This window comes from Phenylobacterium sp. (assembly GCF_030693405.1).
In the GTDB taxonomy this organism is placed as follows: Bacteria; Pseudomonadota; Alphaproteobacteria; order Caulobacterales; family Caulobacteraceae; genus Phenylobacterium.
Genome location: NZ_JAUYAW010000038.1, coordinates 1 through 8822, shown reverse-complemented (window position 1 = coordinate 8822; position 8822 = coordinate 1). Strand labels below are relative to the sequence as shown.

At 66.1% G+C, this 8822-nt stretch carries 14 protein-coding genes; all 14 read left to right on the top strand.

The features are described from left to right. Positions 1-939: elongation factor Tu (gene tuf, locus Q8N19_RS07520; protein WP_305589304.1), on the top strand; the 939-nt coding region annotated here is incomplete at its 5' end. Between the two features lie 144 nt (positions 940-1083). Next, on the top strand, positions 1084-2586 hold the full coding sequence (locus tag Q8N19_RS07515) for an adenosine deaminase (protein WP_305589302.1): 1503 nt from the start codon (positions 1084-1086) through the stop codon (positions 2584-2586). Positions 2587-2669: 83 nt separating this feature from the next. Beyond that, positions 2670-3515: a GIN domain-containing protein gene (locus Q8N19_RS07510; RefSeq protein ID WP_305589297.1), complete on the top strand. Its 846-nt coding sequence runs from the start codon at positions 2670-2672 to the stop codon at positions 3513-3515. A gap of 290 nt (positions 3516-3805) precedes the next feature. Beyond that, the gene (rpsJ, locus tag Q8N19_RS07505; protein ID WP_199616223.1) at positions 3806-4114 is read left to right on the top strand and encodes a 30S ribosomal protein S10; all 309 of its coding nucleotides are present in this window, start codon (positions 3806-3808) and stop codon (positions 4112-4114) included. Positions 4115-4127: 13 nt separating this feature from the next. After that, positions 4128-4874: a 50S ribosomal protein L3 gene (rplC, locus tag Q8N19_RS07500; RefSeq protein WP_305589279.1), complete on the top strand. Its 747-nt coding sequence runs from the start codon at positions 4128-4130 to the stop codon at positions 4872-4874. After that, on the top strand, positions 4874-5512 hold the full coding sequence (gene rplD, locus Q8N19_RS07495) for a 50S ribosomal protein L4 (protein WP_304755441.1): 639 nt from the start codon (positions 4874-4876) through the stop codon (positions 5510-5512). Before rplC ends, rplD begins: the two co-directional genes overlap by 1 nt. Beyond that, positions 5512-5811: a 50S ribosomal protein L23 gene (locus tag Q8N19_RS07490; protein WP_293319378.1), complete on the top strand. Its 300-nt coding sequence runs from the start codon at positions 5512-5514 to the stop codon at positions 5809-5811. The genes rplD and Q8N19_RS07490 overlap by 1 nt, the downstream gene beginning before the upstream one ends. A 4-nt stretch (positions 5812-5815) precedes the next feature. Further along, entirely contained in the window at positions 5816-6652 is an 837-nt protein-coding gene (gene rplB, locus Q8N19_RS07485) for a 50S ribosomal protein L2 (RefSeq protein ID WP_304755440.1), read from the top strand. Between the two features lie 3 nt (positions 6653-6655). Next, the gene (gene rpsS / locus Q8N19_RS07480) at positions 6656-6934 is read left to right on the top strand and encodes a 30S ribosomal protein S19 (protein WP_296567612.1); all 279 of its coding nucleotides are present in this window, start codon (positions 6656-6658) and stop codon (positions 6932-6934) included. 2 nt (positions 6935-6936) lie between these two features. Next, the gene (gene rplV / locus Q8N19_RS07475) at positions 6937-7317 is read left to right on the top strand and encodes a 50S ribosomal protein L22 (protein WP_293319374.1); all 381 of its coding nucleotides are present in this window, start codon (positions 6937-6939) and stop codon (positions 7315-7317) included. Further along, the gene (rpsC, locus tag Q8N19_RS07470; protein ID WP_305312444.1) at positions 7317-8069 is read left to right on the top strand and encodes a 30S ribosomal protein S3; all 753 of its coding nucleotides are present in this window, start codon (positions 7317-7319) and stop codon (positions 8067-8069) included. Before rplV ends, rpsC begins: the two co-directional genes overlap by 1 nt. A gap of 12 nt (positions 8070-8081) precedes the next feature. Further along, positions 8082-8510, top strand: coding sequence for a 50S ribosomal protein L16 (gene rplP, locus Q8N19_RS07465; RefSeq protein ID WP_293319370.1), 429 nt, complete (start codon positions 8082-8084; stop codon positions 8508-8510). Then, positions 8510-8704 (top strand): 50S ribosomal protein L29, encoded by a 195-nt coding sequence (gene rpmC, locus Q8N19_RS07460; protein WP_293319368.1) that lies wholly within the window; start codon positions 8510-8512, stop codon positions 8702-8704. Before rplP ends, rpmC begins: the two co-directional genes overlap by 1 nt. Positions 8705-8715: 11 nt before the next feature. Then, positions 8716-8822, top strand: a 107-nt coding sequence (gene rpsQ / locus Q8N19_RS07455) for a 30S ribosomal protein S17 (protein ID WP_305589306.1), incomplete at its 3' end; no start/stop codon positions are given.

Genomic DNA, 8822 nt, shown 5'->3' with positions numbered 1-8822 from the left:
CACGCTGACTATGTGAAGAACATGATCACCGGCGCTGCGCAGATGGACGGCGCGATCCTGGTGTGCTCGGCCGCTGATGGTCCGATGCCGCAGACCCGCGAGCACATCCTGCTGGCCCGTCAGGTTGGCGTGCCGGCCCTGGTGGTGTTCCTGAACAAGGTCGACATGGTCGACGACGAGGAGCTGCTGGACCTGGTGGAGATGGAGCTGCGCGAGCTGCTGTCGTCCTATCAGTTCCCGGGCGACGACATTCCGATCACCAAGGGCTCGGCGCTGGCGGCGGTGGAAAACCGTGATCCGGAAATCGGCGAGAACGCCATCCTGGCGCTGATGAAGACGGTGGACGAGTACATCCCGCAGCCGGAGCGTCCGGTTGACCTGCCGTTCCTGATGCCGGTGGAAGACGTGTTCTCGATCTCGGGCCGCGGCACCGTGGTGACCGGCCGGATCGAAAAGGGCATCGTGAAGGTCGGTGAGGAAGTCGAGATCGTCGGCATCCGTCCGGTTCAGAAGACGACCTGCACGGGCGTCGAGATGTTCCGCAAGCTGCTGGACCAGGGCCAGGCCGGCGACAACGTGGGCGTGCTGCTGCGCGGCACCAAGCGTGAAGACGTCGAGCGTGGTCAGGTTCTCTGCAAGCCCGGCTCGATCACCCCGCACACCAAGTTCGTGGCCGAGGCCTATATCCTGACCAAGGAAGAGGGTGGCCGTCACACGCCGTTCTTCACCAACTATCGTCCGCAGTTCTACTTCCGGACGACGGACGTGACCGGGATCATCAAGCTGCGCGAAGGCGTGGAAATGATCATGCCGGGCGACAACGCCGAGCTGGACGTGGAGCTGATCACCCCGATCGCCATGGACCAGGGCCTGCGCTTCGCCATCCGCGAAGGCGGCCGCACGGTCGGCGCCGGCGTCGTGGCCAAGATCGTCGAATAGTCCAAGGCTTCACAGCCTGACCTAAGGCCAAGGCCGCCAGGGGAAACCCCGGTGGCCTTTTCCTTTGGGCGATCCCCTGGCTTGATGGCCGCCTTGTGCTATCGGCCAAAGGGCCGCAAGCGGGGCGGATCAGGGGCGGGGGCCATGGGACATCTGAAGACCTTCATCGGCGCAGCGGCGCTTGCGGTGAGCCTTGGCCTGGCCAGCGCGTCCGCTGCGGGCCCCGATCTGGCCTCCATGAGCGCAGGCGAGCGGATCGCCTTCACCAAGGCCATGCCCAAGGGCGGTGAGCTGCACAATCACATCTCCGGCGCAGTATTCCCCGAAACCCTGCTGGCCTGGGCGGCCGAGGACGGCCGATGCGTCGACGTGCCCAAGCTCGCCCTGGCGCCGCCCCCCTGCGATCGCCCTGGTCTGCGACCCGCCGCCGAGGCGATCGTGGACGGCGAACTCTATTCCGACTTGCTGGACAGCTTCAGCACCCGGCAGCCGGGCTTCCTGGACCGCTCGGGCCATGATCAGTTCTTCGGGGTGTTCGACCGGATCGGCGGCCTGGGCCCTGGACGGGTCGGCGACATGCTGGCCGTGGTCATGGATGACTTGGCCCACCAGAACACCTTCTATCTCGAGGCCATGATCACCCCTCAGGGCGGTCCAGCAGCCGCGCTTGGCCTGACGGTCGGGCTCAAGGACGATCTGGCCCAGATGAAGGCCGAGATCGACGCCGCCGGTCTTCCAGATCTTGTGCGCGCCGCCATCGCCGGCGCCGACGCCATGGAGGCCCGCGCCCGCCAGGTGCTTGCCTGTGAGACACCCGCGCCCCGGCCCGGGTGCCAGGTCACCGTCCGCTATCTCGTCCAGACGATCCGTATCCTGCCGCCAGAGGCCACCTTCGCCCAGCTGCAACTCGGCGTGGCCCTGGTCCAGGCCGATCCCCGCTGGGTCGGCCTGCAGATGGTCGCGCCGGAGGACCACCCGACGGCCCTGGCCAACTACAGCCGGCACATGGAGATGGTGGGTTTCCTCACCGGCCGCGGCCAGCTGGCGCCGGTGGCCCTGCATGCCGGCGAGCTGACCTTCGACTATGCGCCCCCTGAACACCTGCGCGACCATATCGCCCAGGCGGTGCGCATCGCCGGCGCCCAGCGTATCGGCCATGGGGTGGATCTGCCTCACGAGACCGGCGCGGAGGCCCTGGTGGCGGAGATGGCCCGCGCGGGCGTCATGGTGGAGGTCAATCTCACCTCCAATGCGGTCATCCTGGAGCTCGGTCCCGATGAGCACCCCTACGCCTGGCTGCGCGACCGCGGCGTGCCGGTGAGCCTGTCCACCGACGATGCGGGTCTGCTTCGGATCGACCTGTCCCATGAGTATGAGCGGGCCCACGCCTATGGTGCGACCTATGAGGATCTCAAGCTCTCGGCCCGCAACGCGCTGGCCTTCTCGTTCCTGAGCGGCGAGGGGCTCTGGGCCGATCCCGGCCGATACGCCCGCCCGACGCAGGCTTGTCGCGGCCAGATCGGCGCGGCCGCGCCGCGGGGCGCCTGTGCATCCCTGGTGGAGGCCAGCGACAAGGCCAAGGAGCAGTGGCGGCATGAAGCCCTGCTGGCGGCCTTCGAGAAGAGCGCCGCCGCCCGGCCAAGATGACCGTCAGGTCATGACCTCGAATTAAGCTGCTCCTTGGTCCCCCCGCGGCTAGCTTCGCGACAGATCAATCAAGGGAGCGGCCCATGGCCCGTTCAAGTCTCGTCCTCAGCCTCGCCGCCGCAGGGCTGTCGCTGGCAGGCGCCGCCCAGGCCGCCTCTGTGGAGGTCCGGGACGCTGTCGCCCGGGTGGTGGTCGCCCCGGAGGCCCGAAGTGATGTCCGCGTGGAATTCCTGACCACCAACGCCAGCCTGCCCCTGACCGTCCGTACTGAGGGCGACAAGGTGATTATCGACGGCGATCTCGACCGGGGAATCCGCGCCTGCAACCCCCGTGGAGGCCGGCCGTCGGTCACCGTGGCCGGCCTCGGCGAGGTGGCCTATGCGGAGATGCCCCAGGTGGTGATCCGCACCCCCCGGGACGTGAACATCCAGTTGGGCGGCGCCGTGTTCGGGGCGGTCGGTCGCAGCCGGAGCCTGAAGATCTCCAACGCCGGGTGCGGTGACTGGACCATCGCCAATGTCGCCGGGGCGCTAGAGGCCTCGCAGGCCGGTTCCGGCGACATGCGGATGGGAACCGCTGGGTCAGCGGTGCTGCGGGTGGCTGGGTCCGGAGATATGACCTTGCGTCAGGTCAGCGGGCCCCTGGAGGCCGACGTGGCGGGCTCGGGCGACATTAAGGTGGCGACCCTCAACGGACCCCGCCTGCAGGCCCGGGTGGCAGGCTCTGGGGACGTGGAAGTTGGTGCGGGGCGTGTCGAGACCATGTCGGCGACCATCGCCGGCTCCGGGGATGTGCGCTTTGACGGTGAGGCCGGCGCCCTGCAGGCCTCCGTCGTCGGCTCCGGAGACGTCCGTGTCCGCCAGGTCCGCGGCGCGGTGGACCGATCGGTCATCGGATCGGGCGAAGTTCGCGTCGGACAGGGCTCATAAGGGGAGGGGACGGCTCGCAGGCCTTGACGCAGGCGAGTCGCCTCTGTACTACCGCGCTTCCTGTTGGACCGGCTGTGCGGCTTCTGTCGCAGACGCGGTCCGCGGAACGACCCGGGACCGCCCGTTATCACGGCGATCTTGGGGGTAGCCTTCGCGGCGACGCGAGGGCCGAATTCGTTTTTGCGGGCTACGCGTACGGCGCCTTTCACTTTGGAGGCTCCGGAGTTGGTCTTTGAAATGGTCAAAGTCACGCGGGCGGACCGCCGTCTGTAGGGAAAATTAAGAGCGATATGGATCGTCAGAACATCCGCATCCGGCTCAAGGCCTTCGATCACCGCGTGCTGGATCATTCCACTCGCGAGATCGTAAACACGGCTAAGCGCACCGGCGCCACCGTCAGGGGACCCATCCCCCTGCCGACCCTCATCGAGAAATTCACCGTCAACCGCTCGCCGCACATCGACAAGAAGTCGCGCGAGCAGTTTGAAATCCGCACGCATAAGCGCGTGCTCGACATCGTCGACCCCACCCCGCAGACCGTGGACGCGCTCATGAAGCTCGACCTGTCCGCCGGCGTGGACGTCGAGATCAAGCTCTAAGGGGACCAAGCCGATGCGTACCGGCGTGATCGCCAAAAAGCTGGGCATGGCGCGCTTCTTCGATGAAAGCGGCGTCCATGTTCCCGTCACCGTCCTTAGCCTTGAAGGCTGCCAGGTCGTGGCGCAGCGCACCCAGGAGAAGGACGGCTACGTCGCCCTCCAACTCGGCGCTGGCTTCAAGAAGCCCAAGAACACCACCAAGGCCCTGCGCGGTCACTTCGCCAAGGGCGAGGTCGAACCCAAGCGCACGCTTGGCGAATTCCGCGTGTCCGAAGACAACCTGGTCGAGGTCGGCGCCGAACTGAGCGCCGAGCACTATGTGCCCGGCCAGAAGGTCGACGTGACCGGCGTGACCATCGGTAAGGGTTTCGCCGGCGCCATGAAGCGCTGGAACTTCGGCGGCATGCGCGCCACCCACGGCGTGTCTGTCTCCCACCGGGCCCACGGCTCGACGGGTCAGCGCCAGGATCCGGGCAAGACCTTCAAGGGCAAGAAGATGGCCGGCCACTACGGGGTCGAGACCGTCACCACCTTGAACCTCACGGTCTGGCGGGTGGACGCTGAGCGCAACCTCATCCTGGTCAAGGGCGCTGTCCCCGGCTCGGAAGGCTCCTATGTCAAGATCCGCGACGCGGTGAAGTCGGCCCTTCCGGCTGACGCGCCGAAGCCGGCTGGCGTCCGCAAGACCGGCGCCCAGGCGTCCGCGCCTGCGGCCGAAGAAGCCCCGGCTCAAGAGCCGGCTGCGGAGGGGCAGGAATAATGAAGCTCGACGTCATCACCCTCGACGGCGGCAAGGGCGGCTCCATTGAGCTGTCCGACGCCATCTTCGGCATCGAAGAAATCCGCGGCGACATTCTTCAGCGTTGCGTGACCTGGCAGCTCGCCAAGCGCCGGGCTGGCACGCACAAGATCCAGGTGCGGAACGAAGTCTCGCGTACCGGCAAGAAGATGTACAAGCAGAAGGGCACCGGCGGCGCCCGTCACGGCTCGCGCCGGGCGGCTCAGTTCGTCGGCGGCGCCAAGGCCCACGGTCCCGTGGTCCGCAGCCACGCCTTCGATCTGCCCAAGAAGATCCGCGCCATGGCGCTCCGTCACGCCCTGTCCTCCAAGGCCAAGGCCGGCGCCCTCGTGGTGCTGGACTCCGCGGCCATCCCGGAGGCCAAGACCGCGGCGCTGCGCGCCAACTTCGCCAAGCTCGGCTGGACCAATGCTCTGGTCATCGCCGGTCCCGAAGTGGACGGCAACTTCCGCCTGGCCGCGCGCAACATCCCCAATGTGGACGTCCTGCCGAACGCCGGCCTGAACGTCTATGACGTGCTGCGTCGCCACACCCTGGTCCTCACCAAGGACGCGGTGGAAGCGATCAATGCGCGGTTCTCTGAGAAGGAAGCTGCGTGATGGCTGAGCCGACCGCCCGCCACTACGACACCGTCCTGGCGCCGGTGATCACCGAAAAGGCGACCCTGCTTTCCGAGCAGAACAAGGTCGTCTTCCGGGTCGCCGCCGACGCGTCCAAGGATGAGATCGCCGCCGCTGTCGAAACGCTGTTCAAGGTCAATGTGACCAAGGTCAACACCCTGAACGTCAAGGGCAAGACCAAGCGTTTCCGCGGCATCACCGGTCGTCGTTCCGACGTCAAGAAAGCCATCGTGACGCTGGCCGAAGGCCAGTCGATCGACATCACCACGGGGCTCTGATCCGATGGCCTTGAAGCAATTCAATCCGACTTCGCCCGGCCGTCGCGGCCTGGTGCTGGTCGATAAGTCCGAGCTCCACAAGGGCCGGCCTGAGAAGTCCCTCGTTGAGGGTCTGACCAAGTCCGGCGGGCGTGGCGGCGGTGGCCGTATCGCTGTCCGCTTCCGCGGCGGCGGCGCCAAGCGCCTGTACCGCAAGGTCGACTTCAAGCGTCGCAAGTTCGACGTGGTCGGCGTTGTGGAGCGTCTGGAGTACGACCCCAACCGCACCGCCTTCATCGCCCTGGTGAAGTACGCCGACGGCGAACTGGCCTATATCCTGGCCCCGCAGCGCCTGAAGGCCGGCGATGAGGTGATCGCCTCCGAAAAGGCTGACGTGAAGCCGGGCAACGCCATGCCCCTCCGCGGCATGCCCATCGGCACGATCATCCACAACATCGAGCTGAAGCCCCTCAAGGGCGGCCAGGTCGCCCGTTCGGCCGGGGCCTACGCCCAGCTGGTCGGCCGCGACGCCGGCTACGCGCAGATCCGCCTGAACTCCGGCGAACTGCGCATGGTCCAGGACACCTGCATGGCCACGGTCGGCGCGGTGTCCAACCAGGACCATATGAACGAAGTCCTCGGCAAGGCCGGTCGGTCGCGCCACAAGGGTCGTCGTCCTCACGTCCGCGGCGTGGCCATGAACCCGATCGACCACCCCCATGGTGGTGGTGAAGGCCGGACCTCAGGCGGTCGCCACCCGGTGACCCCGTGGGGCAAGCCGACCAAGGGGCGCAAGACCCGCACCAACAAGACGACGGATAAGTTCATCATCCGCTCGCGCCATGCTCGGAAGGCCCGCTAAGTCATGACCCGCTCCGTCTGGAAAGGTCCGTTCGTCGACGGATACCTGCTCAAGAAGGCCGAAGCTGCTCAAAGCTCCGGCCGCAAGGACACGATCAAGACCTGGTCGCGTCGCTCCACCATCATGCCGCAGTTCGTCGGCCTGACCTTCGGCGTCCACAACGGCCACAAGCATGTGCCCGTCCTGGTCTCTGAAGAGATGGTCGGCATGAAGTTCGGCGAATTCGCTCCGACCCGGTATTTCCCGGGTCACGCGGCCGACAAGAAGGCCAAGAGGAAGTAGTCATGGCCAAGCAAGCGAAAGCGCGCCGCCTGGCGTCCGTCGAGGCCATGGCCAAGGTGCGGACCCTGCGGATCAGCCCTCAGAAGCTGAACCTGGTGGCCCAGTCGATCCGCGGCCTCAAGGTCCAGCAGGCGCTGAACGAGCTCGAATTCAGCCAGAAGCGCATCGCTCGCGATGTCCGCAAGGCGCTGTATTCGGCCGTTTCCAACGCCGAGAACAACCACAACCTCGACATCGACTCGCTCGTCGTCGCCGAGGCCTTCGTGGGCAAGAACCTGGTGATGAAGCGTTTCCATGCACGTGCGCGTGGCCGCGCCTCGCGGGTCGAGAAGCCCTTCTCCGAGATCACCATCGTGGTCCGCGAACTTGGTGAGGCTGCCTGATGGGTCAGAAAATCAATCCAGTCGGGCTTCGCCTCGGCATCAACCGCACCTGGGACAGCCGCTGGTTCGCCGACGGACGTGACTATGGGCGGCTGCTGCACGAAGACCTGAAGATCCGTAAGGAACTGAAGAAGCGCCTGGCCCAGGCCGGCGTTTCGCGGATCATCATCGAGCGTCCGCACAAGAAGTGCCGCATCACCATCTATGCGGCGCGTCCCGGCGTGATCATCGGCAAGAAGGGCGCCGACATCGACAAGCTCCGCAAGGATCTGTCGGCCCTGACGGACGGTGACGTGCACCTGAACATCGTCGAGATCCGCAAGCCGGAAACCGACGCCCAGCTGGTGGCCGAGAACATCGCCCAGCAGCTTGAGCGCCGGATCGCCTTCCGTCGCGCCATGAAGCGTTCGATGCAGTCGGCCATGCGTCTCGGCGCCAAGGGCGTCCGGATCAACGTCTCGGGTCGTCTGGGCGGCGCTGAAATCGCCCGTATGGAATGGTACCGCGAGGGGCGCGTGCCGCTGCACACCCTGCGGGCGGACATCGATTACGGTTTCGCTGAAGCCAAGACCACCTACGGCATTATTGGCGTGAAGGTCTGGGTCTTCAAAGGCGAAGTCCTCGAGCACGATCCCATGGCTCTGGACAAGCGTCTGGCCACCGAATCCGGCCCGGCCGGCGAGGGCGGCGGACGTGGCGATCGTGGAGACCGTGGCCCGCGTCGCGACCGCCGCGACCAGGCTGGCGCGTAAGGATTACTAGTCATGCTGTCTCCTAAGAAGACCAAGTTTCGGAAGCAGTTCAAAGGTCGCATCCATGGTGCGGCCAAGGGCGGCTTCACGCTGAACTTCGGCTCGTATGGCCTGAAGTCCCTCGAACCGGAACGCGTCACCGCGCGCCAGATCGAGGCCGCTCGTCGGGCGATCACTCGCCAGATGAAGCGTCAGGGCCGGGTCTGGATCCGGATCTTCCCGGACCTTCCCGTCACCGACAAGCCTGCCGAAGTCCGTATGGGCAAGGGCAAGGGCTCGGTGGAATATTGGGCCGCCCGGGTTCATCCCGGCCGCATCATGTTCGAGATCGACGGGGTTCCCGACGATATCGCCCGTGAAGCCCTGCGCCTTGGCGCCGCCAAGCTGCCGGTGAAGACCCGTATCGTCACCCGCATCGATCCTATCGCGGAGCACGCGTGATGAAAGCCGCTGACGTCCGGGGCATGACCCCCGATCAGATCGCCGAGTCGCTGCTGAACCTGAAGAAGGAGCAGTTCAATCTGCGCTTCCAGGCGGCGACCGGCCAGGTGGAGAAGACCCACCGAGTCAACGAGATCCGCAAGGACATCGCCCGGCTGAAGACCATCCTGCGCGGCAAGCAGGCTTCGGCCTAAGGAGACCATTGATGCCGAAACGTATTCTGGAAGGCGTGGTCGTTTCCGATAAGGGCGACAAGACCATCGTGGTCCGTGTCGAACGCACCATTCTGCACCCGGTCCTGAAGAAGATCGT

Excerpts from the sequence above, each read along its gene's own strand:
- Q8N19_RS07515 (WP_305589302.1), top strand. The coding sequence starts at position 1,084 with ATGGGACATCTGAAGACCTTCATCGGCGCAGCGGCGCTTGCGGTGAGC.
- Q8N19_RS07510 (WP_305589297.1), top strand. The coding sequence starts at position 2,670 with ATGGCCCGTTCAAGTCTCGTCCTCAGCCTCGCCGCCGCAGGGCTGTCG.
- rpsJ (WP_199616223.1), top strand. The coding sequence starts at position 3,806 with ATGGATCGTCAGAACATCCGCATCCGGCTCAAGGCCTTCGATCACCGC.
- rplC (WP_305589279.1), top strand. The coding sequence starts at position 4,128 with ATGCGTACCGGCGTGATCGCCAAAAAGCTGGGCATGGCGCGCTTCTTC.
- rplD (WP_304755441.1), top strand. The coding sequence starts at position 4,874 with ATGAAGCTCGACGTCATCACCCTCGACGGCGGCAAGGGCGGCTCCATT.
- Q8N19_RS07490 (WP_293319378.1), top strand. The coding sequence starts at position 5,512 with ATGGCTGAGCCGACCGCCCGCCACTACGACACCGTCCTGGCGCCGGTG.
- rplB (WP_304755440.1), top strand. The coding sequence starts at position 5,816 with ATGGCCTTGAAGCAATTCAATCCGACTTCGCCCGGCCGTCGCGGCCTG.
- rpsS (WP_296567612.1), top strand. The coding sequence starts at position 6,656 with ATGACCCGCTCCGTCTGGAAAGGTCCGTTCGTCGACGGATACCTGCTC.
- rplV (WP_293319374.1), top strand. The coding sequence starts at position 6,937 with ATGGCCAAGCAAGCGAAAGCGCGCCGCCTGGCGTCCGTCGAGGCCATG.
- rpsC (WP_305312444.1), top strand. The coding sequence starts at position 7,317 with ATGGGTCAGAAAATCAATCCAGTCGGGCTTCGCCTCGGCATCAACCGC.
- rplP (WP_293319370.1), top strand. The coding sequence starts at position 8,082 with ATGCTGTCTCCTAAGAAGACCAAGTTTCGGAAGCAGTTCAAAGGTCGC.
- rpmC (WP_293319368.1), top strand. The coding sequence starts at position 8,510 with ATGAAAGCCGCTGACGTCCGGGGCATGACCCCCGATCAGATCGCCGAG.